This window comes from Agromyces allii (genome assembly GCF_009749385.1).
GTDB classification, from domain to species: Bacteria; Actinomycetota; Actinomycetes; order Actinomycetales; family Microbacteriaceae; genus Agromyces; species Agromyces allii.
The window spans coordinates 167,025-191,526 of sequence record NZ_WBIN01000013.1; the positions used below are offsets into that span (position 1 = coordinate 167,025).

The 24,502-nt window shown below is 70.2% G+C and carries 28 protein-coding genes; 9 read left to right on the forward strand and 19 right to left on the reverse strand.

Annotated features, from left to right (window positions below; all coding sequences use genetic code 11):
* Nucleotides 1–31 precede the first annotated feature (31 nt).
* Nucleotides 32–688 carry a DUF305 domain-containing protein gene (locus GQR16_RS16830; RefSeq protein ID WP_246200901.1) on the reverse strand — a complete coding sequence of 219 codons (657 nt, stop codon included), beginning with the start codon at nucleotides 686–688 and terminating at the stop codon, nucleotides 32–34.
* Entirely contained in the window at nucleotides 685–1,368 is a 684-nt protein-coding gene (locus GQR16_RS16835) for a thioredoxin-like domain-containing protein (RefSeq protein ID WP_246200902.1), read from the reverse strand. The genes GQR16_RS16830 and GQR16_RS16835 overlap by 4 nt, the downstream gene beginning before the upstream one ends.
* A 306-nt stretch (nucleotides 1,369–1,674) precedes the next feature.
* On the opposite strand from GQR16_RS16835, the gene sigK reads away from it, so the two are divergent.
* The 5 genes from sigK (at nucleotide 1,675) to GQR16_RS16860 (ending at nucleotide 6,774) form a co-directional block, all read left to right on the forward strand.
* Nucleotides 1,675–2,265, forward strand: coding sequence for an ECF RNA polymerase sigma factor SigK (gene sigK, locus GQR16_RS16840; RefSeq protein ID WP_157416312.1), 591 nt, complete (start codon nucleotides 1,675–1,677; stop codon nucleotides 2,263–2,265).
* A complete protein-coding gene (locus GQR16_RS20095; RefSeq protein WP_157416313.1) occupies nucleotides 2,262–3,164 on the forward strand; it encodes an anti-sigma factor in 903 nt (300 codons plus the stop codon). The genes sigK and GQR16_RS20095 overlap by 4 nt, the downstream gene beginning before the upstream one ends.
* An 85-nt stretch (nucleotides 3,165–3,249) precedes the next feature.
* Nucleotides 3,250–4,263: a glutaminase A gene (gene glsA, locus GQR16_RS16850; protein WP_157416314.1), complete on the forward strand. Its 1,014-nt coding sequence runs from the start codon at nucleotides 3,250–3,252 to the stop codon at nucleotides 4,261–4,263.
* Nucleotides 4,260–5,915 (forward strand): MFS transporter, encoded by a 1,656-nt coding sequence (locus GQR16_RS16855; RefSeq protein ID WP_246200903.1) that lies wholly within the window; start codon nucleotides 4,260–4,262, stop codon nucleotides 5,913–5,915. The genes glsA and GQR16_RS16855 overlap by 4 nt, the downstream gene beginning before the upstream one ends.
* 127 nt (nucleotides 5,916–6,042) lie before the next feature.
* Nucleotides 6,043–6,774 carry a 4a-hydroxytetrahydrobiopterin dehydratase gene (locus GQR16_RS16860; RefSeq protein WP_157416315.1) on the forward strand — a complete coding sequence of 244 codons (732 nt, stop codon included), beginning with the start codon at nucleotides 6,043–6,045 and terminating at the stop codon, nucleotides 6,772–6,774.
* A 41-nt stretch (nucleotides 6,775–6,815) separates the two neighbouring features.
* Here the strand turns inward: GQR16_RS16860 and GQR16_RS16865 are convergent, their stop codons facing one another.
* Nucleotides 6,816–7,244, reverse strand: a complete 429-nt coding sequence (locus GQR16_RS16865) for a cupin domain-containing protein (protein WP_157416316.1) — start codon at nucleotides 7,242–7,244, stop codon at nucleotides 6,816–6,818.
* A gap of 151 nt (nucleotides 7,245–7,395) precedes the next feature.
* Here GQR16_RS16865 and GQR16_RS16870 point away from each other — a divergent pair, with 151 nt between their 5' ends.
* A complete protein-coding gene (locus tag GQR16_RS16870; protein ID WP_157416317.1) occupies nucleotides 7,396–7,995 on the forward strand; it encodes an antibiotic biosynthesis monooxygenase in 600 nt (199 codons plus the stop codon).
* 57 nt (nucleotides 7,996–8,052) lie between these two features.
* Here the strand turns inward: GQR16_RS16870 and GQR16_RS16875 are convergent, their stop codons facing one another.
* Complete coding sequence (locus GQR16_RS16875) at nucleotides 8,053–9,312, reverse strand: hypothetical protein (protein WP_157416318.1); 1,260 nt, start codon at nucleotides 9,310–9,312, stop codon at nucleotides 8,053–8,055.
* Between the two features lie 136 nt (nucleotides 9,313–9,448).
* Nucleotides 9,449–10,156, reverse strand: a complete 708-nt coding sequence (locus GQR16_RS16880; protein ID WP_157416319.1) for a DedA family protein — start codon at nucleotides 10,154–10,156, stop codon at nucleotides 9,449–9,451.
* Between the two features lie 177 nt (nucleotides 10,157–10,333).
* Between GQR16_RS16880 and GQR16_RS16885 the strand changes: the two genes are divergently transcribed.
* A complete protein-coding gene (locus GQR16_RS16885; RefSeq protein ID WP_157416320.1) occupies nucleotides 10,334–10,705 on the forward strand; it encodes an HNH endonuclease in 372 nt (123 codons plus the stop codon).
* A 144-nt stretch (nucleotides 10,706–10,849) separates the two neighbouring features.
* Here GQR16_RS16885 and GQR16_RS16890 read toward each other — a convergent pair whose 3' ends face one another.
* From GQR16_RS16890 to GQR16_RS16900, 3 genes are all read right to left on the reverse strand, one after another.
* Nucleotides 10,850–11,419 carry a DUF6036 family nucleotidyltransferase gene (locus GQR16_RS16890; RefSeq protein WP_157416321.1) on the reverse strand — a complete coding sequence of 190 codons (570 nt, stop codon included), beginning with the start codon at nucleotides 11,417–11,419 and terminating at the stop codon, nucleotides 10,850–10,852.
* Nucleotides 11,412–12,014: a helix-turn-helix domain-containing protein gene (locus tag GQR16_RS16895; protein ID WP_157416322.1), complete on the reverse strand. Its 603-nt coding sequence runs from the start codon at nucleotides 12,012–12,014 to the stop codon at nucleotides 11,412–11,414. Before GQR16_RS16895 ends, GQR16_RS16890 begins: the two co-directional genes overlap by 8 nt.
* A 174-nt stretch (nucleotides 12,015–12,188) precedes the next feature.
* Nucleotides 12,189–12,551, reverse strand: coding sequence for a cupin domain-containing protein (locus tag GQR16_RS16900; protein ID WP_157416323.1), 363 nt, complete (start codon nucleotides 12,549–12,551; stop codon nucleotides 12,189–12,191).
* A gap of 92 nt (nucleotides 12,552–12,643) precedes the next feature.
* Between GQR16_RS16900 and GQR16_RS16905 the strand changes: the two genes are divergently transcribed.
* Nucleotides 12,644–13,033 carry a LysE family translocator gene (locus tag GQR16_RS16905; RefSeq protein WP_157416324.1) on the forward strand — a complete coding sequence of 130 codons (390 nt, stop codon included), beginning with the start codon at nucleotides 12,644–12,646 and terminating at the stop codon, nucleotides 13,031–13,033.
* A gap of 102 nt (nucleotides 13,034–13,135) precedes the next feature.
* On the opposite strand, the gene GQR16_RS16910 is transcribed toward GQR16_RS16905, so the two are convergent.
* The 5 genes from GQR16_RS16910 to GQR16_RS16930 all read right to left on the reverse strand — a co-directional run bounded on the left by GQR16_RS16910 (nucleotide 13,136) and on the right by GQR16_RS16930 (nucleotide 16,436).
* Entirely contained in the window at nucleotides 13,136–13,708 is a 573-nt protein-coding gene (locus GQR16_RS16910) for a hypothetical protein (RefSeq protein ID WP_157416325.1), read from the reverse strand.
* A 130-nt stretch (nucleotides 13,709–13,838) separates the two neighbouring features.
* The gene (locus GQR16_RS16915; RefSeq protein WP_157416326.1) at nucleotides 13,839–14,267 is read right to left on the reverse strand and encodes a DUF7878 domain-containing protein; all 429 of its coding nucleotides are present in this window, start codon (nucleotides 14,265–14,267) and stop codon (nucleotides 13,839–13,841) included.
* 125 nt (nucleotides 14,268–14,392) lie between these two features.
* Nucleotides 14,393–14,698, reverse strand: a complete 306-nt coding sequence (locus GQR16_RS16920) for a hypothetical protein (protein WP_157416327.1) — start codon at nucleotides 14,696–14,698, stop codon at nucleotides 14,393–14,395.
* A 450-nt stretch (nucleotides 14,699–15,148) separates the two neighbouring features.
* A complete protein-coding gene (locus GQR16_RS16925; RefSeq protein WP_246200904.1) occupies nucleotides 15,149–15,442 on the reverse strand; it encodes a hypothetical protein in 294 nt (97 codons plus the stop codon).
* Nucleotides 15,443–15,653: 211 nt separating this feature from the next.
* A complete protein-coding gene (locus GQR16_RS16930; RefSeq protein WP_157416328.1) occupies nucleotides 15,654–16,436 on the reverse strand; it encodes an IclR family transcriptional regulator in 783 nt (260 codons plus the stop codon).
* Between the two features lie 96 nt (nucleotides 16,437–16,532).
* Here GQR16_RS16930 and hutH point away from each other — a divergent pair, with 96 nt between their 5' ends.
* Entirely contained in the window at nucleotides 16,533–18,125 is a 1,593-nt protein-coding gene (hutH, locus tag GQR16_RS16935) for a histidine ammonia-lyase (RefSeq protein WP_157416329.1), read from the forward strand.
* Between the two features lie 61 nt (nucleotides 18,126–18,186).
* Here hutH and GQR16_RS16940 read toward each other — a convergent pair whose 3' ends face one another.
* From GQR16_RS16940 to GQR16_RS16965, 6 genes are all read right to left on the reverse strand, one after another.
* The gene (locus tag GQR16_RS16940; protein ID WP_157416330.1) at nucleotides 18,187–19,104 is read right to left on the reverse strand and encodes a phosphate ABC transporter ATP-binding protein; all 918 of its coding nucleotides are present in this window, start codon (nucleotides 19,102–19,104) and stop codon (nucleotides 18,187–18,189) included.
* A gap of 50 nt (nucleotides 19,105–19,154) precedes the next feature.
* The gene (locus tag GQR16_RS16945; RefSeq protein WP_157416331.1) at nucleotides 19,155–19,964 is read right to left on the reverse strand and encodes a sortase; all 810 of its coding nucleotides are present in this window, start codon (nucleotides 19,962–19,964) and stop codon (nucleotides 19,155–19,157) included.
* A 206-nt stretch (nucleotides 19,965–20,170) separates the two neighbouring features.
* A complete protein-coding gene (locus tag GQR16_RS16950; RefSeq protein WP_157416332.1) occupies nucleotides 20,171–20,998 on the reverse strand; it encodes a hypothetical protein in 828 nt (275 codons plus the stop codon).
* Nucleotides 20,995–22,062, reverse strand: coding sequence for a hypothetical protein (locus GQR16_RS16955; RefSeq protein ID WP_157416333.1), 1,068 nt, complete (start codon nucleotides 22,060–22,062; stop codon nucleotides 20,995–20,997). Before GQR16_RS16955 ends, GQR16_RS16950 begins: the two co-directional genes overlap by 4 nt.
* A 223-nt stretch (nucleotides 22,063–22,285) precedes the next feature.
* Nucleotides 22,286–23,359: a hypothetical protein gene (locus tag GQR16_RS16960; protein ID WP_157416334.1), complete on the reverse strand. Its 1,074-nt coding sequence runs from the start codon at nucleotides 23,357–23,359 to the stop codon at nucleotides 22,286–22,288.
* A 19-nt stretch (nucleotides 23,360–23,378) separates the two neighbouring features.
* Nucleotides 23,379–24,479 carry a hypothetical protein gene (locus GQR16_RS16965; protein ID WP_157416335.1) on the reverse strand — a complete coding sequence of 367 codons (1,101 nt, stop codon included), beginning with the start codon at nucleotides 24,477–24,479 and terminating at the stop codon, nucleotides 23,379–23,381.
* Nucleotides 24,480–24,502 lie beyond the last annotated feature (23 nt).

Below are 24,502 nucleotides of genomic sequence, written 5' to 3' on the forward strand. Positions count from 1 at the left end.
TCGTACGGGGGCCGAGAAGGGCGAGCGGGCTTCAGGCCCGCGCGGCGAGCAGCTCCTCCATGAGGGCGATCTCCGCGTTCTGACTCGTCACGACCGACGTGGCGAAGGGCGTGACGAGCGTGTTCGTCGAGCGCTCCAGCACCGCGTCGGCCATCTCGATCGCGCCCCGGTGGTGCGCGATCATCAGCTCGAGGAAGATCCGTTCGGCATCCACGCCGGTCGCGGCCTGCAGTTCGGCGATCTGCTGCGGGGTCGCGAGGCCCGGCATCGGCTGCCCGGGCTCGTGCGTCCCGCTGTCGTGCGCCTCGTGGTCTGCAGCGTCCGACGGAGGCCGGGTCATCCACGTCATCGACGGTTCGGATGCCGCCTGCGGGAGTCCCCACGACCGCAGCCACCCGTACAGCTGGCCCGCCTGCTGCGACTGCGTCTGCGCGATGTCGTACGCCAGCAGCCGGATGTCGGGGTCGTCGGTCTCGTCGCGGACGATCATCGCGAGCTCGGCGCCCTGGAGGTGGTGCACCTGCATGTCCCGCGAGAACCCGGCCTCGGCGCTGGTATCGGTCGGCGTCGGGTCGGCGAGGGTGCTGAGCCGGCCGATCGAGAAGGCGACGACCGCGACGACCACGAGGGCGACGGATGCGGCGATGAGCACCGACATCCGCCCGACGGAGCCGTTCCGAGCGGTCATGCGACCTTGCCGGGGCCGTCCACGGCGCCCGTGCATGGCGCGCCGGGCTCGGGAACGTCGCCGCTCTGCCAGTACTCCTCGATGAACGTCTCGATGCGCGGATCGTCCACGTCGTCGACGGACAGCTGCGTGTTCCATCCGCTGAGCACGATCGGAGCGGGCAGCTCGCTGAACGGCGAGAGGATCACGTAGGTCGACGGCAGCTTCGCGCGCAACGCGGTGACATCGGCCTCGGACAGCGACGGGTCGTAGGTGATCCAGAGCGCGCCGTGCTCGAGCGAGTGCACCGCGTTCTCGTTCGGCACCTGCTCGGTGTAGACGCCGCAGTTCAGCCACATCGGGTTGTGGGGTCCGCCGGCCGGCGGCGTCTGCTCGTAGTCGACGGCGCCCTGGACGTGCGAGGACTCGTTCTCGAACGTCTCGACGCCCTCGATCTCGACGCCCGTGCCGCCGGCCGCGTAGGTTCGCGGTTGCGGGGTCAGCACGATGGCCGTGACGACGAGGGCGACGATCGCCGCACCGCCGACGGCCGCCGACCAGATCCCGATGCGGCGGTTGCGCTTCGCGCGGGCCTCGCGCTTCCGGTGCTCCTCGAGCTTCCTGGCGCGTTCCTCCGCTCGCTCCTGCTTGAGGCGTGCAGCCTGCTTGACCTTCGGGGGAACGGGCGGGGTCGCGCTCACGCGGGGGCCTCTCTCGTGGGGGTCGGAACTTCCATCCGACCCCACCTCGCTGGGAGAACGCCGTTGCGTCGACGAGCGCGCGGCCGCGCATGCTCTCGGGCATGCAACCAATCGGATCGGGCGTCGGCTCCGAATACCCGATGACACGCGAAACGAGGTGCCCCGGATGACCACCGCTCCCCGACGACGTGCCGGTCTGGGCACCGACCGGCATCCCGAGATCTCCGAGCCCGACGGATGAGCCATGCCCTCCTCTCACGAACCGCGCCGCCGCGCAAGCGGCGGTCCGACCGACCCGGCTCTGACATGCTGGGTATCGTGGTCGCCGTTGCAGAACAGTTCGAGGAGCACCCTCGCGCGCTCGAAGAGCTGCTCGTCGCAACCGCGTCGGGCGACCGTGAGGCGTTCGGCCTCCTCTACGACGCGACATCGGCGCGGGTCTTCGGCCTGGTCCGTCGCCTGCTCGTCGATGCGGCGCAGGCCGAGGAGGTGACGCAGGACGTGTTCCTCGAGGCATGGCAGACGGCCGCGCGGTTCGACCCCGAACGCGGCTCCGCGATCCCGTGGCTGCTCACGCTCGCCCACCGCCGGGCCGTCGATCGCGTTCGCGCGTCGCAGTCCTCGCGCGAACGCGACCTGAAGGCCGGCATCCGCGATCTCGACGTGCCGGTCGACGAGGTCGCCGAGGCGGCCGAGATCGCGATCGAGCACGAGAAGGTCGCCGAGGCGCTGACCAGGCTCAGCCCCGCGCAGCGCGAGTGCATCTCGCTCGCCTACTACGGGGGCTGCACGCAGTCCGAGATCGCGGCGAGACTCGAGGTGCCGCTGGGCACGGTGAAGACCCGGCTCCGAGATGGCATGATCCGATTGCGAGACGTATTGGGGGTGACGACATGAGCCGAGCGGATGACGCGGGCGACGACCTGCGCGACCTGGCACCGGCGTACGCACTCGACGCGCTCGACGAGTTCGACCGCGCCCGGTTCGAGCGCGCCCTCGCCGTCTCCCCCGAGCTGCAGGCCGAGGTCGCCGCGTTCCGCGAGATCGCGTCGGGCCTCGGCGAGGCAGTCGAGCCCGTCGCACCTCCGGCCTCGCTCAAGGCGGGCCTGTTCGATCGGCTCGACTCGGCACCTCAAGAACGGCGGGCGGATGCCGCGGCCACCGCCGCACCGGTCGACCCGACGCAGGTCGGGCCCGAGTCCGTCGCCCCCGTTCCCTCGGCACCCGTCGAGCCCGCGGCATCCGTGGCCCCCGCCGTCGAGGCGACGCCCGCAGGCGGAGCCGCGCCCGCACCTGAGGCCGACCGTGCTCCGGCGCCCGTCGCCGACCTCGCCGCGCGCCGCGCGCGCCGACGCCTCGCGATCGCCTGGTCTTCGGCCGCGGCCGTCGTGCTGCTGATCGCGGGCGCCTTCATCGGCGCGAACTGGTTCGGCCCGAACGGCTGGGGCGCGCAGCGCGAGATGGCGGCGCTGGCCGCGGCATCCGATGCGCAGCAGACCGTCGCCCCGGTGGCCGGCGGTGGCGAGGTGACCCTGGTGTCCTCGGCCGAGCAGGGGCGGAGCGCGGTCCTCGCCTCGGGCCTCACCGAGCTCGGCGACGCGCACACCTACGAGCTCTGGTACATCGACGAGGCCGGCGCGATCTCGGCGGGCACGTTCGACGTCGCCGGCAGCGACGAGGCGTGGCGCATCCTCGAGGGCGACTTCGCCCCGGGTGTCGCGGTGGGCATCACCGTCGAACCGGCCGGCGGTTCGCCGCAGCCGACGACCGACCCGGTCGCGGTCATCCAGACCTGATCTCCCCCGGCGCGTTGCGGTGCAACGCCGAGGTCGTGCGCGATGCTGGCATCCGGGCGCGTTCGGCCCGGATCGAGGGGGTCGCGTGTTCGAATCGGATGTCTCGGAGGTCGAGCAACGGGCGTCCACCGGCGCACTGCCCGGCTGGTCGCAGGTCGACGAGCTGCTGCACGAAGCGCATCGACGCTACGCGGGGCTCGACGAGGGAACCGTCGCCGACTACATCCCGGTGCTCGCCGAGGCGGACCCGTCGCTGTTCGGCCTCTCGCTCGTCGAGACCGACGGCGGAGCGCACCACGCCGGTGACGCCCAGACGGCATTCTCGATCCAGTCGATCTCGAAGGCGTTCGTCTTCGCGCTGGTCTGCGACGAGATCGGCCATGAGCTCGTGCACGAGCGCGTCGGCGTCAACAACACGGGCCTGCCCTTCAACTCGGTCATCGCGCTCGAACTGAACGACGGCAGCCCGATGAATCCCATGGTGAACGCGGGCGCCATCGCGACGACCGGCCTGGTGGCGGGCGGCTCGCTCGAGGAACGCTGGGAGCGCATCCGCTCCGGACTGTCGCGGTTCGCCGGGCGCGAGCTCGCGCTCGACCACGAGGTGCTCCGCTCGGAGTCGGAGACGAACCACCGCAACCAGGCCATCGCGCGGCTGCTGCAGAGCTACGGGCGGCTCGACGACGACCCGGCCGACGTGGTCGACCTCTACACACGGCAGTGCTCGCTCGCCGTCACGGCCGAGGACCTCGCCGTCATGGGCGCGACGCTCGCCGACGGCGGCGTGAATCCGATCACGGGCGACCAGGTCGTGTCGGCCGAGGTCAGCCGCGACACGCTCGCCGTGCTCGCCTCGTGCGGCATGTACGAGCGGTCGGGCGAGTGGCTCTACGAGATCGGCCTGCCCGCCAAGTCGGGCGTCACCGGGGGCATCGTCGCCATCGTCCCCGGCAAGGGCGCGATCGGCGCGTACGCGCCGCGGCTCGACCCGGCCGGCAACAGCGTGCGCGGCCAACGCGCATGCGCGTTCCTCTCGCGGGCCCTCGGGCTCAACCTCTTCGCCTCGCTCGCGCACTCGAATTCCGGAGGAGCCTCATGACCGACACCACCGCCTCACCGTCGTCGCCGCCCGCGTCGCCGACGCCCGCGTCATCGGAGGAACGCCGATCCTGGGCACCCATGGTGGGCCTCTTCCTCGCCCAGGTGCTGATGTCGTTCAACGTCGCCGCCCTGCCGATCTCGCTCGGCGGCATGGTCGAGGACTTCGGCGTGCCGCCGACGGTCGCCAGCACCACGATCGTCGTCTACGGCCTCGCGGTCGCCGCTCTCGTCATGACGGGTGCGAAGCTCGGCCAGCGCATCGGGTGGGTGCTGATCTTCCGCTGCGTGCTCGTGGTGTTCGCGGCATCGTCGCTCATCATGATCCTCTCGCCGACGATCGGCTGGGCGATCGCCGGGCAGGTGCTCGCGGGCGCCGCCGCCGCCATCATCGTGCCCGCCCTCGTCGCGCTCATCGCCGAGAACTACCGGGGCACCCAGCAGGCCACGGCCGTCGGCTCGCTCGGCTCGGCGCGCGCGTTCTCGGGCATCAGCGCGTTTCTCATCGGCGGCACGCTCGGCACGTTCGTCGGCTGGCGTCCGATCTTCTTCATCACGCTCGCCCTCGCGATCGCGGTCTTCGCGCTGAGCTTCGGGCTGCGGTCCGACCGCGGCGACCGGTCGGTGCGCATCGACCTCGTCGCGTCGCTGCTGATCGGCGCGGCGATCGTGCTGCTGACCCTCGGGTTCAACAACCTCAACGCCTGGGGCATCCTGCTCGCCGACCCCGACGCCCCGTTCGACGTACTCGGCCTCTCGCCCGCGCCGATCTTCGTGGTGGTCGGGCTGATCCTCGGGCAGGCCTTCTTCCTCTGGACGAGGCGACGCATGCGCCGGGGCCAGGAGCCCCTCGTGAACCTGAGCGTGCTCGGGCACTCCCGCGAACGTTCCGCCGTCTACGCGATGTTCATCATCGTCTCGATGGAGGCCGCGGTGAACTTCACCGTGCCGACCTACATCCAGGTCGTGCAGGGCCGCACCCCGTTCGACACCTCGCTCGCGATGATGCCCTTCAACCTGACGGTGTTCATCACCGCGACGCTCATCGTGCGGTTCTACCGTCGCCACAGCCCGCGCACCATCGCGCTGTTCTCGTTCGGCCTCACGACCGTCGCGCTCATCTGGCTCTCGTTCGTCGTGACGAACAACTGGGAGACCCTGCCGACGATCCTCGGCCTCGTGCTGTTCGGCATCGGCCAAGGCGCACTCGTGACCCTCGTTTTCAACGTGCTCGTCACGGCGGCACCGAAGGAACTCGCGGGCGACGTCGGGTCGATCCGCGGCACGACGCAGAACCTCGCCTCGGCCGTCGGCACCGCGGTCATGGGCGCCCTGCTCGTCACGATGCTCACGCTGAACGTGGCCGGCGCCGCCGCCGAGCATCCGGAACTGCCCGACGAGCTCATCGCGCAGGTCGACCTCGACGAGGTGAACTTCGTCAGCAACGACGACCTCCGCGCGGTGCTCGAGCAGACCACCGCGACGCCGGCACAGGTCGACGCGGCCGTGACCCTCAACGAGGAGGAGCGCCTGCACACGCTCAAGCTCGGGTTCCTGATCCTGGCCGGGCTCAGCGCCATCGCGGCGATCCCCGCCTCGCGCCTGCCCCGGTACCGTCCGGAGGAGATCCCCGACCCGTCGCCCTCCGAGTAACCCGTTCCGACGCGTCGCCGCCGCGCCTCACCGGTCGGCGCCGTGCTCGGTGCGGTGGGCGGATGCCGCGGCTCGAGCTGGATTCCCCTGATGCCGCCGTGGCCGGCCGAGGTTACACTCCGGGTTCATGGACATGTTGAGGGGCGACGCGATCGCCGCAGCCGAGCTGACCGACTGGCGCAAGCTCGCCCAGGGGCTGCATGCCAGGTACCTCGTCGACGGCTTCAGCGACGCCGCACGATTCGTCGTCGCCGTGGGCGAGGCGGGCGACGCGGTCGGCCACCATCCGCACGTGTCGATCGGCGACGGGCACGTCGACCTCGAGCTGGTCAGCGACGACGCGATCTACCGCGACGACGAGGGAACCGAGTACATCGTCGAGTGGGTCACCCAGCAGGACGTCGACCTCGCGCGACGCATCTCCGAGATCGCCGCCGACCATGCGGTCACCGCCGACCCGGCCTCGGTCAGCGAGGTGGAGCTCGGCCTCGACACCGCCCGCTCCGCGACCGTCGCCCCGGTCTGGGCGGCCCTCCTCACGGGGAGCGCCGAGTCCCAGGGCCGCGGATCACCCAGCGACGAGGTCCGCGATGCGACGGGTCGGGTGCCGAATCTCTGGTTCGGCGACGGCGATGCCGAGACCGACGCCGATGCCGATGCCGTCGCGACTCCGCGTCAGCGGTTCCACGTCGAGGTGTACGTGGCACCCGAGTCGGCCGAGCAGCGGATCGCCGCCGCGGTCGCCGCGGGCGGCACCGTCGTCGACGACAGCGACGCCCCCGGGCTCACGGTGATCGCCGATCACGACGGCAACACGGGCGTCGTCTGCGTCGACGTGTCCGCGGCGAAGAAGGGCTGAGCCCGCAGCAGCCGCGCCACCGTGGCGACGGTCCTCCGTCGCTACCAGGGCATCGGCCGGTCGCCCCCGCGCTCGGAGTCGTCGGGGAAGTGCGGCAGCTCGGTTCCGCCGGCGCGGATGCACAGCCAGCGCAGCTCGCCCGTGCCGCCCGGCGTCGCCCGCCAGGTGCGCCAGACGCCCTGCCCGACGCGCACGACCGAGCCGGGGCCGACGTCGATCACCTCGTCGTCGAGCCCCATCTGACCCTGGCCCTCGAGGAACACGTAGAGCTCCTCGACCTTCGCGTGCCGGTGCCAATAGCCCGCCTGCTCCCCCGGCTGCAGCGCGTTCGCCGTCATGCCGAGGTACTGCATGGTCAGCTCGTGGTCGACGACGCGGCGGCCGTCGCGGGAGCTGTCGGGGCGGAATCCGCCGAAGTGAGATCGCCACGCGTCGAGTCCGCCGATGTCCAGAACCTGAAAGTCGCTCACCCGCGCAGCCTATCGACCTGAAACACTCGGGTAACGCGGGATGCCTACACTGGTGCAGGCCGAGGGGGCCCACGGAACACCGAGGGCCCTCGCGGCGTTTCTTCGCTCCGATCCCCGCACCACCCCCGCGGGCAACGAGAGGCCACGACCCATGACCGCGAACCAACCCGTCACCGTCTCGATCCGCCGAGAGGTCGACCCCGAACGCATCCCCGAGGTGACCGCCTGGGTGCAGGCCGGCATCAACCGCGCGAACCGGTATCCGGGGTTCCTCGGCTCCGGCTGGGTTCGCGCCGGCGAAGACGTGCACGTCTGGCACATGCTCTATCGCTTCTCGAGCGAGGCGACGCTCGACGCATGGGAGCACTCCGCCGAACGCGCCGAGTGGCTCGCCACGGGCGAGGGCCTCGTACGGTCCGAGCGCTCACGTCGACGCACCGGCATCGAGGGATGGTTCGACGAGCCGCCGACCGGGTCGATTCCGGTCGTCGACCCGCACGCGACATCCGAAGCAGACGATCTGCCGCCGGCACCGCCGCGCTGGAAGCAGGCCGTCACGATCTGGCTCGGGTTCTTCCCGGTGAACCTCGTCTTCACGTACCTGGTATCGCCGGTGCCCGGGTGGAACGGGTTGCCCATCTGGCTGCGCGTGCTCGCGACCACCCTCGTGCTCACGCCGATCATGACGTACTGGGTGCTGCCGTTCGTGACGCGCTCGCTGCGCCGCTGGCTCGCCCCGCGCACCACTTGAGCGGATGCCGCGGGCGGGCGCCCGCGCTCGGGCGCATCACGACGGCGGGGTGCCCCCCTAGATGCACTTGCCGGCCTCGGCGATCTGCGCGTCGCTCGGGCGGCCATAGGCCTGGATGCCCGATCCGTCGACGTCGTACCCCGAGGCGATGGCCCACGCCGTCGCCCACATCTCGTCGTCGCCGTTGAACACCGGACCCGAGTAGAGCGGCTCGCACTCGGGCCGGACGACCTGCGCGTGGCCGACCTCGTGCACGACGACGGCCTTCGCGTTGATGTCGTCGGTGAAGTACCAGCCGATGCTGTGGCTGAGCTCGATGGTCGCCCAGCCGCCGTCGCCGTAGCGGTACAGCGCGGTGCCGGCGTACCAGTTGTCGTCGCTCGACTTTCCGGCCACGACGTTCGCCCAGACGAAGTCGAGGTTCACGCCGTGCGCGATCGACCTGGCGAAGTCCTCGATCGGGCCTCGTGCGGCATAGTCGGCCTCGGCGCGACGCGCCTGCTCGGCACCCGCCGACGCCCGCATCGCGTCGACGGCCGTCGCGAGCGCCCGGTAGGCGCCGGAGCTGTCACGGGCCTCGAGCCATCCGTCGCCGGACTGGTCGATGCCGTGCTGCACGGCGATGCGGGTCTCGTAGGTCGCGACCTGGTTCGCGTCGAGCAGGGCGGCAGCGCTCTCGGCAGCCGACGCGTAGAAGGCGACGCGGGCGGTATCCGCTGCGGCCGCGGCCGCTTCGGTGTCGAACGTCGCCATCGTCAGGTCGTCGAGTTCGTCGACGAGCACCTGCGCCCGCTCGCGAGTCTCGAGGATCTCGACGACACTGACCCACGCCGGGCGCACGGCGCTCTCGTCGTACGCGATCGGCTCGGGCAGCGCCGGCACCTCGGTCGCGGCCAACTCGGTCGCACTGGCGGATGCCGCCTCGAGCACGCCGGCGAGGTCGGCGGTGCCGAGGCCGTCGACCGCGATCGCCGTGATTGCGGCGCCGTTCTGGCCCGCGGAATCGGCACGCGTGATCGCGGCCTTCAGATCGCCGACGGCGTCGTCGGCCCGCTGCTCGATCTCGAGCGACTTGGCGATGTGGTCGTTGCGCACGGTGTGCGCGACGTACCCCGCCCCGAGGTACGTGCCGGTCGCGCCGAGCACCGCGATCGAGACGGCGAGCACGGGCACCCACCACGAGGTGCGGCGGTGCGCCTCGGCGGATGCGTCAGCTGGCGCGTCGAGCAGCGCGTCAGCGGTCGCGTCGGGCAGCACCTCGGCGGGTGCGTCGAGCGCGTCGGCGGGCGCGTCTGGCGCGGTTGGAATTTCGGGCATCGGGAGTGGCCTCCGGGTCGGGCCGCAGGGGCGGTTCGATGAACCTACCTGCCGCCGCCCCGACTTCGCCACGCGAGCGCGTCACGCTTGGGTAACAGGCGGTCGGATGCCGCAGGCGGCCGCCCGCGGCATCCGCTCACGACTCCGCGGGCTCGCTGCCGTCGCCCGCCGCACGCCGCAGCCCGCGCTGTTCGCGGATGCGCCGCACCACGAGCACCGCGAGGCCGATCGCGATCGCCCCGTAGACGAGGTAGTCGAGGTACTGCAGCCAGTGGTCGATCGCCTGGTGCTGCGTGCCGAGGGCTGCGCCGACCCCGATGAGCAGGGAGTTCCATGCAGCCGAACCGAGCGTGGTGAAGAGCACGAACGTGAGCAGCGGCATCCGATCGGCGCCTGCTGGAAGCGAGATCAGGCTGCGCACACCCGGGATCATGCGCCCGAACAGCACCGACCAGCGCCCGTGCCGGTGGAACCACTCGGCGCCGCGCTCGAGGTCGGTGCGGCTGACGAGCCTGGTCCACGCGATCCAGTCGATGGCCCGCTGGAGGCCGATCACGGCGCCGAGCGCGTAGAGCAGCAGGGCGCCGAGCACCGACGCGAGCGTCGACCACGCGATGAGCCAGCCCAGGTGCAGGTCGCCCGACTGGCTGAGGTAGCCCGCGAACGGCAGGATCACCTCGCTCGGGATCGGCGGGATCAGCACCTCGAGGAACACGAGCACGCCCACGCCCGCATCGCCCATGGCGTTCAGCACGTCGGCGGCGAATCCGGTGAGGCCCGTGAAGCCGTGGTCGGCGGCGTCGAGGGTCGCGGTCGCGAGTGGGAGGGTCTGCAGGGGAGTCATGCGGCTCCGATGGTCGGCGGTCGGTGAGGGGTGCCCGTCGGCTCGACCACGCTATCGGCCGTCGATGAACACCGCCTGAGCACGCGCGGGCGGCACGTCCGGCCGACGCATGACGGATGCCGCGGCAGGCCCCGACGCCTTCCCGTGATCCGGCGCGCTCCGGATTAGCCTGTCGGCATGGCCGTCAGTCGGAGCCGCGCGGCGGTGTACGCGCGTCGGCGAAAGCGTCGCATGGCGCAGAACACCCACGACCTCAGCGCCGAGCAGTGGGAGGCGATGACGGCCGAGTGGCGCGGCTGCGCGTACTGCGGCGCGAGCGACCGGGCCCTCCAGAAGGACTGCGTGCAGCCGATCTCCCGTGGCGGCCGCTACACGCTCGGCAACGTCGTGCCCGCCTGCGGCGCCTGCAACGCGAGCAAGTCCAATGACGAGGTCACGTCGTGGCTTCGTCGCAAGAAGCTCGACGAGCGCGCGTTCCTCATCCGCCACCACGAGATCGGCACGCTCCTGAAGGCGCGCTTCGCAGTTCCGGATGTCGCGGGCGACTGAGGCATCCCTGATTCCGGAGTTCGCGAAACGACTCGAGGGGCGACCGTCACCGTCATCACCATGTTCTCGGCGCCAAGGGTATGAAGTACGCCAAGGAGGCCGATCTACCAGCTCGCCCGCTGACCGGCCGCTGATCAGTCTCGGTCAGGCGCCTCCGCGCCACGCCCTGCGGAGCATCTCTTCGGCCTGCCAGACCAGCGACTCACGCGAGTCCTGCAGGATCACCGACCCTTCACCGTGCACTTCGATCGTCCAGTCGGCCATCTCCTCGGCGGAGTGGATGTCCAAGAATCGGATGAGGGCGACGATGTCTTCGGCGTCCTTCCTTCTACCGGCCGCCATCTTCATGGCTAGCAGCCACCGGGGCGACGCGAGCCGCACGGTCAGTCCGCCGAACGTCAGCGTCTTCGCTTCGGTGTCTTCCGTCTTCGCCCACGTCGGGATGTATGACTGGATGGACGAGTTCAGCCAGTGCGATGAGATCCCCCGCTCGCGCGCGATCTCTTGCCCGACCTCGATCGCCAGGTGCAGGTTCGAGAAGAGCGCGTCGACATCCTCGGTGCTTTTGCGTGAGTCGAGGAGTACCGCGATCGCGGCGCCGCCGACGACGTAGGCGTCTACCTTCTCGTCGCGGTCAGCGAGACGTTCCCCGAGCTCGGTGAGGAGCTCGAGAAGTTCATCCGCGGTGAACAGCCTCGGCTCGTCGTCAGGCAACGAGAAGGTCCCGCTCGCGCATCAAGATGCCCTTCTCACGGAACTCCGGCTCCGCCGCCTGACGGATCATGTCGAGGTACCGCTCAGTGGGGCGTCCTGGTGTTGCCGGCAGCCACTCCTCCGAGAGTGCAGGCTTTCGCGTCCATGCTGGCGGCCGGATCTTCCGCCGTTTCGCGTCCCATGCGATCGCGGTCGCGAGCAGTGTGTCCCACCGGGGATCGCCGGTCGTCGGCGGCTCTCGGAGGAAGTCCAGGATCTCCGCGCGCGTGCGGGCGTGACGGAAGTGGTCGAGCGACTGGATGGCGATACGGAGCGCGGTGTCCTCGTCGTTCTCGGCGAGCTCCTTCGACATGGACGCGGCCGCGGTTCGGGCAGTGAGGAGGTGTTTCGCGGACATCGGGGCGTCCTGCGCCTCGGTCGAAAGGTCAGCACCCATCGCCTTCAAGGCCCGCTTCAGGGTCGACAGCTGGATCGTCTCGTCCCGTTCGGACCGTTCCATCTGGGAGATCGCGCCGGCTGTCACACCGAGCTTGTCGGCGAGGTCGTAGATCGTCATGCCGAGCCGCTTACGGGTGTCGCGGATATGCGCTGACATGGCGACCTCCTCTGGATCTTGTATAGCTCTAACTATACCTCACCGCGGGACATTCCCGCCTGGCGCGACGCTGGCGCAGGGCCCCGCAACGAAAAGCGCGAGCCGCACAGCGAGTCTGAATCGCCACGGCGTTTCAAGGAGACTCAACTCCTGCGAGGGGTCGCTCGGCAGGTACTAGAGCTCGCGAAGGGGCTGCGTGCGCTCGCCACCGGCGTCCCCGGTGTTGACGGTCCCCTGCGGTTCGAAGAGGAGGGCCGTGACCTCCTCGTCGGCGCGGGGGCAGTGCTCGACTCCCGCAGGGACGACGAACACGTCGTCGGGACCGAGGTGGACGTCCCGATCGCGCAACTGGATGACGAGGTTGCCGGTACGCACCATGAACAGCTCGTCGGTGTCGGGGTGCGTGTGCCAGACGAACTCCCCGAGCAGCTTGACGACCTTGACGTCGTAGTCGTTGATACTCGCCAGCCGGTGCGGCTGCCACGGCTCCGCGATCGCGTCCAGAGCCCGGTTCACGTTGCGCACGTCACTCGTCATGAGGACATGATCGCGCAGTCCTCGCGGTGGGGGCCGGACGCATCGCGCTGGCTCGGGTCCGGTGGTGGCAGACTCTGAAGGACTTCGCATCGATGAGGATGCTCATCCGATCTCGCGAAGGTAACTCGCCGTTCGAGACGAGTGCACTCCCCCGCGACTCCGCCGGCAAGCTGTTCCGTATGGGGCTGATCACGAACCTGCTCAATCCCAAGGTCGCGATCCTCTACCTGGCACTGATCCCGCAGTTCATCGATCCGGCAGCCGGGAACGTCGTCGCTCAGGGGTTCCAACTCGGTGCGATACAGATCCTGGTCGGGGTGACGGTGAACGCGGCGATCATCCTCGCCGCGGGCTCGGTCGCGGTGTTCCTTCAGAGCAAGCCCGCCTGGATGCGTTGGCAGAAATGGGTCACCGGCACGCTCCTCGGCGCCATCGGGATCAAGCTGGCGATCGACGCACCCACGCCCGCGGTCTCCAGCTAGCTCACCGAGAGGCGACCAAGCGGGGAACCGCACGCCTGCACAAGTCCGCTGTCCGAGCACGTCATGCGCGGCTGATCCCGCCCGTTTCAGGGACGCGGATGGTTACTCGACAACGACGACGTAGGCCTCATCGTGGGATTCTGCCCAGTCGGTAGCCGCCGCGACCATCGCGTCTCGGTCACTGGTGCCTGCGAGCTCGGTCCCGCCGGATTCGTCGACGGAGGAGATCGTGCCCCAAACGCCGAAGTCCCGGTAGACGATGACGACGGTGCGACCGATTTGGTCCGCGTATGAGGTCGCCACCTCGCGGATGCTTCTCCGGCCCGCCATGGGCGCGAACTCATCATCGGTCTGTGCCTGCGCCGCGCCTGGCGCCGCATCGGCGACGATCTGGTCGATGACCGGCTGCGGGAGGGGCTGTCCGGGCGTCACCACGACGACAGAGCCATCGTGAAGGGCGATGTCACGAGGGGCGTGCCTCGCGAGTACCTGCTTCTCGAACTCGGAGAGCTCGCCGTCCCCGTCTGCGTCCCCTTCGATTGGAGCAGAGGCCGCCGCGTCCGGGGTCGTGTCAGGGTCGGGCAGGTGCGATGCATCCACCGCGGTACAGCCAGTGAGCAACGGAAGGACCAGCAGCGCGGTGAGGGCGACGCGGCCAGTCAGGGTCTTCGCCATGCGGAGAATCTATCGCCCGCGGCCACCTCTGCGATCTGGGTAGCCCCAGCGACCAAGACACGCAGACCGTAAGCCGATCCACCTGCGGGCCACTATTCGATTCCACGGCGAGGCCGACGCATCGCTGTGATCAGTCAACTCGTAGGTCAGGACCGATGACTTGATCAGGATCTAGCCCTTGATGAGTCAGGTCGATCCGAACCCTCCGGATGTAGTCCGTCACGCACGTCTGGACCTGTACCCAGTCGTGAGGAGAACTCCGCGTGTCTGGGGCGAATGAAGAGAAGACGTACCAACCCGGGCCCTCGCTGAGGATCGTGACAGTGCCTTGTTCTTCAAAGGACAGGGAGTCGAACCGGAAGTCGTTCCCGTTGCCTCCGATGAGCCAGGTCGTCAACGAACGCGCGAGCTCGACGATCGGAAAGTAAGGCTCCACATAGATCAAACTCCCATCGTCGTCGAGGAGCTTGAGATCCGCCTCGATGGCGATGAGGTAATCAGCAAGTAGGTCGCCGTGGAGATCGCTGAAGTCGATGTTGGAGTACTCAATCCTCATCATCCCTGCCGTCCGTCAGAGAATGAGATCGACCGGGAGCGGCTCCGCGCGCACTTCATCCATGCAGCATGGCATCGCCGTGGTGTGGAAACCATCTAGAACGTCCCGCAGACGGATCCCTCGCCGGGCTAACGAGGGAGATCGTCGACCTCCGTGAGGCGATGCGCGACGACCCCGGCGTGTCGGTAGCGCGACCATCCGTCGCCATCGGGCGCGTCCCACTGGAGACTGCTGCCGGCACGGTTCAGACGGTCGTGCTCGTCCTTCGTGACCCAACATTTCTGGAGGAGCCGGTCGAAGATCGAGATGAGGTGTTCCGGAGAAGTAGCCGGGCCACCAGCGATCGGAGCATTGTGGGTGTTCGATCTGGGGTCCGCCTGGCTTGGATCGACAATCTCGATCACGATCCGCTTGAACGGGATCACATGCTCCACGACGCGTTGTCCACGCGGTAGCTGCATCGCAGCTTCAGACGCGAACGTGACGTCGTGAGCTTTGTCCAGCCCACGAAGAATCTGGCGTAGACGGTTGCGGCGGCTCGGCAGTCAGGGGGCATCAGAACTCTGACCGAGTCCACGGTTCCCCAGCCGCCGAGCGTTCCGCTTCCTGGTTTGGTTCAAGATCTAGGACCTGCGCAACCGTAGGGTCGTGGCTGATCACGTGGCCGATACCGACGACTCGGTACGAGCTCGCCTCGTCTGGATGACCGTCGCCACAGAGTGCGCACCAGTCCCCATCTGGGCGGGTCACGTAGAGAACCGGGCGGCTCCGGTCAAAAACGTGGGTGCACACGTATGACTTCGTCTCAGCTGAGATCTCGGGGTATGAACCTCGAAAGGTCATCGGCAATCCAATCGGTCGGATCTGGGCGGCTTCAAGGCCCTCTACGCCAGGTGCCCGAGCGCCTTGAGAAGGTCGCCCAGCCACACCAGTTCGAACGTGACGGTGGAGTCGAGGGCTTTGCCGTGGAGGTTGGCCCACGATTCAGTGAGCTGACCGATGGTTGGCGACGGCGGCGGCTTCATCACGTCGTAGATCTCCGGATACGGCATCGAATAGAAGTAGTCCTCCTGCAGCGTGACGGTCGCACCTCTCGTCTGCTCCAGGTGAGTGATCAGTCGATCGAACACTTCGCGGAGGTCCCCGGTGTCGATCGTCAATCCGTTCCACGGTTCCATACGCCGAAGGTAGTGCTCCTGGCAGCATCATTACGTGCTGACTGCTGACCGGTCTTGAGTAGACAAGGTCCCGAGCAGCGCGGTCCTCGCATCGCCGGCCGCGGCGATTCCCGTTTGCCCCGCCCGGTGACGATTCGCGCAAGGGGGGCGTCAACCGCGACAGCGCGGGTGAGGCCCGGCAGGGCCGCCTCACGTGACCGATCGCCGCGGTTCAGCGCGAGCCGCGGATGCGGCGGGAGAGTTCCGCGGCGGCGTCGAGCACTCCGGTCGTCGCGGCATCCGCCGTCTCGTCGGTGGACTCGGTGGAGTAGGTGACGGCGATCGCCGCGGCCGGCCAGCCGAGGTGGTCGACGACGGGTGCGCCGACCGACGCGAGCCCCGGGGTCACCTCGCCGTCCTCGGCGGCCCAGCCGCGCTGGCGCACCTCGGCGAGCACGCGCTTCAGGCGCCCGTAGGTCCACTCAGCGGCATCTGCCTCGGTCGACGGATGCCGCGTGGTGAACGCCGCACGGTCGGGGTAGAGCGCGCGCAGCTGGGCGGGCGGCAGCTCGGCGAGCATGGCCCGGCCGGTGGCCGTGAGGTGCGCCGGCAGGCGCACGCCGACGTCGGTCACGAGCGACGGTCGCCGGGGGGCGCGCTCCTCGACGAGGTAGAGCACGTCGCGGCCGTGGAGCACGGCGAGGTGGCCGCTCTCGCCGAGGCGGTCGACGAGCGCCGCGACGAGCGGTCGCCCGAGACGGGCGAGGGGCTGCTGGCGGCTGAACCCGCTCGACAGCTCGAACGCGGCGATGCCGAGGCCGTAGCGGCGCTCCTCGGGCAGGTGCACGACGAAGCCCCGCTCGGCCATCACGGAGAGCAGGTGGTACACCGTGGATCGCGGCAGCCCGAGCGCCTGCGCGATCGTCGCCGCGGGCACGGGACCGCGCTGCGCCGCGAGGTGGCTGAGGATCGCGAGCGTCTGGTCGGCGGCGGGCACCTTCGACGGCGTCTCCATGCGACCTCCAGCCTGGAACGGACTCTGTCTGGAATCCCGGACGTCAGCGTACTCCAGGGCGTTCCCGCGCGCGCGGACGCAGGCTGGAATGGAGGCATGAGCACCACTGCGCCCGCCAACGCCACCACGTCGCCCGCGACATCCGGCCACGCCACCGAGATCGTCGTCGGCGTCGGCCCGCTCGGCATCGCCGACGTCGTCGCGGTCGCCAGGCACGGGGCATCCGTGGTGCTCGACCCCGCCGCACTCGACGGCGTCGCCGCGAGCCGCGCGATCATCGAGGCACTCGCCGCCGACCCCGAGCCGCACTACGGCATCTCGACGGGCTTCGGCGCGCTCGCCACGACGTTCATCGCCGAGGACCGCCGCGCCCAGCTGCAGGCGAGCCTCGTGCGCTCGCACGCCGCCGGGTCGGGCGCCGAGGTCGAGACCGAGGTCGTGCGCGCGCTCATGCTGCTGCGCCTGTCGACGCTCATGACCGGTCGCACGGGCGTGCGCCGCGAGACCGCCGAGACGTACGCGGCGATCCTCAACGCGGGCATCACCCCGGTCGTGCGCGAGTACGGCTCGCTCGGCTGCTCGGGCGACCTCGCGCCGCTCTCGCACTGCGCGCTCGTCGCGATGGGCGAGGGAGAGGTGCGCGTCGACGGCGAGCTCGCCGAATCCGGCGCCGCCCTCGCCGCCGCCGGGATCACCCCCCTGCGCCTCGGCGAGAAGGAGGGCCTCGCCCTCATCAACGGCACCGACGGCATGCTCGGCATGCTGGCCCTCGCGATCGACGACCTGCGGATGCTGCTCGCCACCGCCGACGTCGCCGCGGCCATGAGCGTCGAGGGGCTGCTCGGCACCGACGCCGTGTTCGCCGCCGACCTCCAGGCGCTCCGCCCGCAGCGCGGCCAGGCGGTCTCGGCAGCGAACCTCCGCGCGCTGCTCGCCGGCTCCCCCATCGTCGCCAGCCACAAGGGCCCCGAGTGCACGCGCGTGCAGGACGCCTACTCGCTGCGCTGCGCCCCGCAGGTGCACGGCGCCGCCCGCGACACGCTCGCCCACGCGGCATCCGTCGCCGATGCCGAGCTCGCGAGCGCGGTCGACAACCCCGTGCTCACGCCCGACGGTCGCGTCGAGTCGAACGGCAACTTCCACGGCGCACCGGTCGCGTACGTGCTCGACTTCCTCGCGATCGCGGTGGCGGATGTCGCATCGATGAGCGAGCGGCGCACCGACCGCTTCCTCGACCGGGCGCGCAACCAGGGCCTGCCGCCGTTCCTCGCGCACGAGGTCGGCGTCGACTCGGGGCTCATGATCGCGCAGTACACGGCCGCGGGCATCGTGTCGGAGCTGAAGCGGCTCGCCGTGCCGGCATCCGTCGACTCGATCCCGTCGTCGGCCATGCAGGAGGACCACGTCTCGATGGGCTGGGCCGCCGCCCGCAAGCTGCGCCGCGCGATCGCCGGCCTCGGCCGCGTGCTCGCGATCGAGGTCATGACGGCCTCGCGCGGACTCGCCCTGCGCGCACCGCTCGAGCCGGGTGCCGCGACGGGCGCGGTCGTCGAGCTCGTCGCCGGCGTCGGCGCCGTGCCCGGGCCCGACCGCTTCCTCTCCCCCGAGATCGAGGCGATCAGCGCGATGGTGGCCGGTGGCGAGGTGCGCGACCGGGCTGCCGCAGCCCTCGGCGCGCCGCTCGCCTGACCGCACACGCGCACGGCCGCCACGACGACTGCGTGACGCCGGCGGCCGCACGCGGCATCCGCTACCCGAACCGGCCGTTGACGTAGTCGAACGTGCGCGGATCGATCGGGTCGGCGAACATCGCCTCGGTGTCGCCGTGCTCGACGATCGCGCCGGGGGTGCCGTGCGACGCGAGGAAGAACGCGCACTGCTGCGACACGCGCTGCGCCTGCTGCATGTTGTGCGTCACGATCACGATGGTGACGTCGTTCACGAGCTCGAGCATCGTCTCCTCGATGACGCGCGTCGAGGTGGGGTCGAGCGCCGAGCAGGGCTCGTCCATGAGCAGCACACGCGGGCGCACGGCGAGCGAACGGGCGATGCAGAGGCGCTGCTGCTGCCCGCCCGAGAGCCCGCCGCCCGGTGCGCGCAACCGGTCCTTGAGCTCGCGCCAGAGCCCCGCCTTCGTGAGGCTCGTCTCGACGAGGTGGTCCTTCTCGTCGCGCGAGGCGCGCACGCCCGTGAGCTTCAGCCCCGCGAGCACGTTGTCGTAGATCGACATCGCCGGGAACGGATTGGGCTTCTGGAACACCATGCCGATGTCCTTGCGCGCGTCGACGAGACGGCGGCTCGCGTCGTAGATGTCGTCGCCGTCGAGCAGCACCTCCCCCGCGAGGCTCGCCGAGGGCACCAGCTCGTGCATGCGGTTCAGGATGCGCAGGAACGTCGACTTGCCGCATCCCGACGGCCCGATCAGCGAGGTGACGACACCGGCCGGCATCGTGAGCGACACCCGGTCGAGCACCTGGTGGTCGCCGAACCACGCCGAGATGTTGCGCGCGTCGAGGGTCGCGAGCGGCGCGGGCGCGGCCGGGGCGCCGGCGGCGTCGGTCTCGGCGACGGATGCCGGTGGCCGGTGGCCGAACGTCGGCAGCCGGAATCCGCTCGAGCCCGACCGGTTCTCCGGCACCACATCGATGATCGTGGTCGTGTCTGGCATGTTCTCGGCCCTTCGGTGGGAGGCGTTGGAGGGTGGCGGCCGTGTACGGCTCAGAGCAGGTTGGGCAGCAGGCGCGCCACCTGGTCGGCGACGAACAGCCCGCCGAGCAGCAGCACGGGCACGAAGACCACCCAGGTCTTCTGCGCGCCGATGCGGCGGAACGACCACACGGCCGCGAACTCGGCGACGACGAAGAACTGGAGGGCGAAGACGAGCGCCCACACCGTGGTCAGGTCGGTGGCGAGGGCCGTGTCCTCGCGGGGCAGGGTGAGCGTCGTGGTCTGCCGGGTGCCGGCGGGCTGCACCTTCGAGGTCAGACGTGCGTCGACGTACGCGATGCCGCTCGGGGCGAAGGCCGCACCCCGCGCGGTCTGCAGGATCATCCGGCTCTCGCCCTGCTTCGGAGCCGGCGGGGTCGGGTCGCCGGCGTACCGCAGCCCGATCACCTCGAACTCCTGCAGGCCCTGACCGGTCCGCACCGTGATCTCATCGCCGGGTGCGAGTCGTTGGATGCCGCTGAACGGCCCGCCGAACGCGGCGTTCCGGCCCATGATCACGCTCACGCCCGCCTGTCCGGGCAGCACCGTGTCGCGGCGGTGGCCCGGCCCGGCCGTCAGATCGGCCGACGACGTGCCCTCGACGATGACCTCGGTCGCGTGCAGCGCGGGGATGTCGATGATCGCGACCGGAACCCCGTCGGCGAGCAGCACGTCGTCGAAGTCGCCCTCGCTGACCGGGGCAGTGCCCTCGATGAGTTCGGCACGGAAGGTGTCGGAGAGCCGCTGCTGCGAGATCTGGTGCTGAACGTGCCCGAACACGAGCAGGTCGAGCCCGAACATCAGCAGCAGCGCGGCGATCATGGCCGCGAGGCTTCGCGCGATCGCCTGGTTCCGCGTGAGCGGTGCGTACACGACCGGAGGGCGAGGCGGGCGGCGCGGGGGTTTCGGCACCTTCGGAGGTCTCGGCTCGCGCGGCGGCCTCGACCCGCGTGGCGGTCGGCCTGGAGGGACCGACCCGCGGCCCCAGTCGGCATCGGTGTCCTCGTCCTCCTGGAGGTCGAACAGCGTCACGCGGTGCCGCCCACGAGCATCGGCACCCGAGCGCGCTGCAGGATCGTGCGAACCGCCGCGAAGCCCAGCACGAGGGCGGCCACGAATCCGACGAACCACGGCGGCGCGAAGACTGAGGCGTCACGGGTCACGGGCGAGAGCGTCGCGTCGTCGACCGTCTTCGGCGGCGTGAGCTTCACGTGCGCCGACACGAGACCCCACTGCCCGACGCCCGAGACCTCCGCACTCACCGTGCGGGTCTCGCCGGGCTTCAGCGCCGCGACCTTCACGCCGTCGGCCTCGCCGAGGCGGTTGCCGAAGGGGCCCGACATCCAGAAGTCCGCCGATGCGTCGATGGTCGACTTCGAGACGTTGCGCACCGTGAACCAGAGCTGGAGTTCACCGGCGAGGGGGTCGAGCGAGGGCGTGTACCCGCTGTTCAGCCCGCCGACGTAGAGCACGCCGCCGAGGTCGAACTCGTCGGAGGCGGCCGCGGTCTTCACGACGGCGGGAGCGACGGATGCCGCGGCGCCAGCGCCGTTCGACGCGGCACGGTTCACCGTGCCGCCGCCGCCGACCGACGGGGTACCGCCACCCGTGCAGACCGGTCCTGCGACGCCGGAGGCGATCACGACCGCGCTGAGGTCGATCGCGGCGGTGCTCGGTGCGGGCGCGGTCGTGGGCGCGGGACATCCGGATGCCACGGTCGAGGCAGTGATCGACGTCGACTGCGTCGTGGCCATGGCGCCGGCCGACGGCGCGAGCAGCGCGAGGCCGATTCCGACGAGGGCGCCGAGCCCGGCGAGCCGGGATCCCGGCGCGCGCCCGGTTCGCCCCGTGGTCACCGTGCTCCGCCGGCGGGCTCGCGTTCGGGCGCGGACTCGGCGGCCTTCCGGAGCGCCTCGGCCTCGGTGTACGCCACCCACGCGGCCGCGTTCGTGGCATCGCGCTTGCGTCGCCACTTCAGGAACAGCCAGATGCCGAGACCGAGCACCAGTACGACGAGGACGCTCCACGGCACGGCGATGAGCACCGCGTCGCGGCTGACCTCCTTGATCGGGGCCTCGACGAAGCCGTCGGCCTTGCCGATCATGCGCACGGTGGGGTTGAGGTAGCCGAACTGTCCGACGCCGCCGACCTCGACGGTGACGGTGCGCGTGCTGCCGGGCAGCATCTCGTCGATGTCGGTGCGCACGAGATCGCCGATCTGCAGGCCGAAGACCGTCTTCACACTGGTGACGGCGGTGGCGCTCAGCGCGATGTTGCCGGAGTTCGTGATCGTGTAGGTCACCGTCGCGGTGCCGTCGAGCGGGTTGAGCCCTCCCTCGTACGACGGGGCCATGCTCGAGATCGCGAGCAGCGGCTGCAGCTCACCGCTGACGCGCAGGTACATGCGGGTGCCGACGCGTCGGTCGACGAGCACCTGGCCGTCGGGCGAGACCGTCGACACGAGCAGGCCCGCTGCATGGTCGCCCGGGGCGGCATCGGCCGGCACGTCGATGCTGAACGGCAGCACCCTCGTCTCGCCGGCCGCGAGCACGAGGGTGACCTGGCGCTGCCCGTCGACCGTGACCCAGCTGCCCGCGTCGGTCGGGGTCGCCTCGGTGTCGAGCAGCCCGTAGCCGCCGTCGTCGGTGTTGTAGGCGTCGGTCGCGAGCACGGTCATCGTCTGCTCGCCCGTGCCCGTGTTGCGCACCTCGTAGAAGTCGTCGATGTGCTGGCCGGGGTCGGCGGCGTAGCTGAAGCGCGAGCGGCCGTCGGAGCCGTCGGCGGTCGCCGGGCTGCCGGAGATGCCGACGGTGTCGTCGGCTGCGACGGCTGCGGAGACCCCGAACGGGGTGAGGAGCAAGCCGAGGACGACGACCGATGCGGCCGCGAATCGAACGCGCGACGGGGTGGATTTCTGCACAGTACATTTCGGCAAGACCGGCTGTACGCGCGGAAGCCGAACGCTGAACCAGATCTGAACGAGAGCGCACCATGGGGCGACGGATGCCGCGGGCCGGCCGCGCAGGACGGCTCCGGGTACGACGACGGGAGCCTCGGATGCCGCGGGCGGGCGCAGACGCGAAACGGGGCGGTGCTCGATGCACCGCCCCGTCCACGACCTCGCGGCCGCTGCTGTTGCGCCGTTACTTCGAGACGAGCGTGAGCGTCATCTTCGAGGTGTACGTGCCGGCCGGGGCCGACACGGGAGCGACGAGCTTGAGATCGGCCGAGAAGGTCGTGAGGCCGATGCCCTTGCCCGCGTCGGCCGAGGCGAAGCCCGCGCCCGTGGTCTTCGAGCCGGCGTGGGCGCCCGCGAGGGCGGCGCCGTTCGAGTCGGTCTTGAGCGTCGGGACGATGCTCAGGTTCTCGGCGCCGAACGTGTTCGAACCGCTGGCGAAGTCGGCGACCGTGCTGGTCAGCGACCAGCCCGGACGCGTGACGATGCGCTCGTCGCTGACCGAGAACTCGGGCAGCGTCGCGGTCGACGTCGAGAGGTGGTTGACCAGCGTCGGAGCGCCGAAGGTGGCCTTGGCGCCGGCCGGCACCGACAGGCTGAGCGCACCGTCGGCGGCGGCGATGGTCGTCGCCTCGAGGGCGATGTCACCGGAGCCGACCGGAGGAGCGGGGCACTCGGCCGGGAGGGGGGTGACGGTGCAGTCCACCGGCGGGGTGACCTCGCCCGGCTGGTCCGCGAACGTCCAGTTGCCGGCGCCGCCGGGCTGCACGACGATCTCCGTGTAGCGCACGCCCGCGTCAGCGAGGTTGAGGCCGTTGTTCTTGGTCCACGCGAAGCCGAGGCTGTACGTGCCGCCCGCCTTGACGCCGGCCCAGTTGCCCTTCGTGAAGCCCGACAGCGTCAGGTTCGGGGACTGGATGTCGTGGGTGCCTGCCACGAGGGCCGAGTCACCGGTCGCCGACCAGTTGGCCATGGTGGTCTCCTGGCCGACCGGGGAGATGAAGAGGGTCGCGCCCGTGGCATCCGCAGTTCCGGGGAACGGGATGTCGAGGTCGGGAATGGTCGGGCCGGGCGAGGAGATGACCTGGTCCTCCCATGCGAGCACCTGGCCGTCGGCGAGGAGGTGGCCGTCGCCGGCATCGAGGAGGTAGAAGTCGGGCTGGCGTGCGGCCGACGCGGCCGTGGCCGTGCCGAGCACTCCGGCGGCGACGAGGCCGACCGCGACGAAGGACGCGGCGAGCTTGCGTGACGTGATGTTCATGGTGTCGTTCCTTTCAGCTTCAGAGGGTCGCGAATGCGCGCGTGAGCGTGGTGGTGGAGGGAGCGAGGAAGCCGAACTTCTTCTTGACGTTGCCGACCGACGTGCCGATCGTGCCGAAGCTGGTGAGGCTGTTGGCCACGGTCGGGTTCACCAGACGTGCCAGGCCCGCGTCGTACTTCGGGTCGGCCGAGTTGATGCGCGCGTACTCGACGACGAGGTACGTGTCGCGACCGAACTTGGTGTCGGTGTAGTAGGCGGAGTTCGGAACCAGGTTGGGTGCGGTGCCGGTGAAGGCGGCCTGCCCGGCGAGGGCCGATCCGAACGCCACGCCCGCTGCGGTCGTGGTGTTCACCCCGGCCACGCCGTTCGCCTGCGAGACCCAGTTGGCCGCCGAGAACGGGATGATCTGGTTCGCGCCGAGCACCGTGGCGTCGTTCTCGGGGGTCGTGTTGTTCGTGTCGTTGACGCACGATCCGAGGGTGGTCACGCCGATGGCCGAGAGGAAGAACGAGCGGGTGCCCGATCCGTTCTGCGGAATGCGGGGGGTCACGGCGACGCCGTCGATCTCGGTCGTGTTGCACTCGTAGATCGACTTGAGCTGCGCTGCGGTGAGCGTCGCCCAGTTGCCGGTGCCGCCCTTGTAGGCGAAGCCGACCGCGTCACGTCCGTAGGGCACGTAGGCGAGCAGGCCGGAGGTGTTGGCGTTGGCGCCCGGGCCGCTCGAGGAACGTGCGATGTCGACCTGTCCGGTGATCGCCTTGGCCGGGATCGCCGCGTTGCCCGAGTAGTTGGTGCCGAGGATCGACGCCCGGAGCGCGTTCACGCCCGCGGTCGATCCCGACGGACGGCCGAAGTAGGGGCCGCCGGGCTTGGTCTGGATGGCGGTCGAACCGAACGCGTCGAAGTTGCCGAGCGTGGTGTTCGACGAGGTGACGCGGAGGAATCCGCCTGCCGCGCCGGTGCCGTTGATGATGGCGTTGGCCGAGTCCTGCAGGGTGTCCGAGCCGACCAGCGAGTAGCTGTTCGAGACGGGCTCGGCGTAGGCGGCCGAGCTGAGGCCCACGCAGGCCAGCGCGACGCCGACGGTCGCGCCGAACGCGGCCATCTTCTTGAGGTTCATCTGTCTTCTTTCTCGTGATGAGG

Bases quoted from the DNA above. Each gene is read 5' to 3' on its own strand.
- GQR16_RS16830 (WP_246200901.1), bottom strand. From the start codon at position 688: ATGACCGCTCGGAACGGCTCCGTCGGGCGGATGTCGGTGCTCATCGCC.
- sigK (WP_157416312.1), top strand. From the start codon at position 1,675: ATGCTGGGTATCGTGGTCGCCGTTGCAGAACAGTTCGAGGAGCACCCT.
- GQR16_RS20095 (WP_157416313.1), top strand. From the start codon at position 2,262: ATGAGCCGAGCGGATGACGCGGGCGACGACCTGCGCGACCTGGCACCG.
- GQR16_RS16855 (WP_246200903.1), top strand. From the start codon at position 4,260: ATGACCGACACCACCGCCTCACCGTCGTCGCCGCCCGCGTCGCCGACG.
- GQR16_RS16860 (WP_157416315.1), top strand. From the start codon at position 6,043: ATGGACATGTTGAGGGGCGACGCGATCGCCGCAGCCGAGCTGACCGAC.
- GQR16_RS16870 (WP_157416317.1), top strand. From the start codon at position 7,396: ATGACCGCGAACCAACCCGTCACCGTCTCGATCCGCCGAGAGGTCGAC.
- GQR16_RS16875 (WP_157416318.1), bottom strand. From the start codon at position 9,312: ATGCCCGAAATTCCAACCGCGCCAGACGCGCCCGCCGACGCGCTCGAC.
- GQR16_RS16880 (WP_157416319.1), bottom strand. From the start codon at position 10,156: ATGACTCCCCTGCAGACCCTCCCACTCGCGACCGCGACCCTCGACGCC.
- GQR16_RS16885 (WP_157416320.1), top strand. From the start codon at position 10,334: ATGGCCGTCAGTCGGAGCCGCGCGGCGGTGTACGCGCGTCGGCGAAAG.
- GQR16_RS16895 (WP_157416322.1), bottom strand. From the start codon at position 12,014: ATGTCAGCGCATATCCGCGACACCCGTAAGCGGCTCGGCATGACGATC.
- GQR16_RS16900 (WP_157416323.1), bottom strand. From the start codon at position 12,551: ATGACGAGTGACGTGCGCAACGTGAACCGGGCTCTGGACGCGATCGCG.
- GQR16_RS16905 (WP_157416324.1), top strand. From the start codon at position 12,644: ATGAGGATGCTCATCCGATCTCGCGAAGGTAACTCGCCGTTCGAGACG.
- GQR16_RS16910 (WP_157416325.1), bottom strand. From the start codon at position 13,708: ATGGCGAAGACCCTGACTGGCCGCGTCGCCCTCACCGCGCTGCTGGTC.
- GQR16_RS16915 (WP_157416326.1), bottom strand. From the start codon at position 14,267: ATGATGAGGATTGAGTACTCCAACATCGACTTCAGCGATCTCCACGGC.
- GQR16_RS16925 (WP_246200904.1), bottom strand. From the start codon at position 15,442: ATGGAACCGTGGAACGGATTGACGATCGACACCGGGGACCTCCGCGAA.
- GQR16_RS16930 (WP_157416328.1), bottom strand. From the start codon at position 16,436: ATGGAGACGCCGTCGAAGGTGCCCGCCGCCGACCAGACGCTCGCGATC.
- hutH (WP_157416329.1), top strand. From the start codon at position 16,533: ATGAGCACCACTGCGCCCGCCAACGCCACCACGTCGCCCGCGACATCC.
- GQR16_RS16940 (WP_157416330.1), bottom strand. From the start codon at position 19,104: ATGCCAGACACGACCACGATCATCGATGTGGTGCCGGAGAACCGGTCG.
- GQR16_RS16945 (WP_157416331.1), bottom strand. From the start codon at position 19,964: ATGATCGCCGCGCTGCTGCTGATGTTCGGGCTCGACCTGCTCGTGTTC.
- GQR16_RS16960 (WP_157416334.1), bottom strand. From the start codon at position 23,359: ATGAACATCACGTCACGCAAGCTCGCCGCGTCCTTCGTCGCGGTCGGC.
- GQR16_RS16965 (WP_157416335.1), bottom strand. From the start codon at position 24,479: ATGAACCTCAAGAAGATGGCCGCGTTCGGCGCGACCGTCGGCGTCGCG.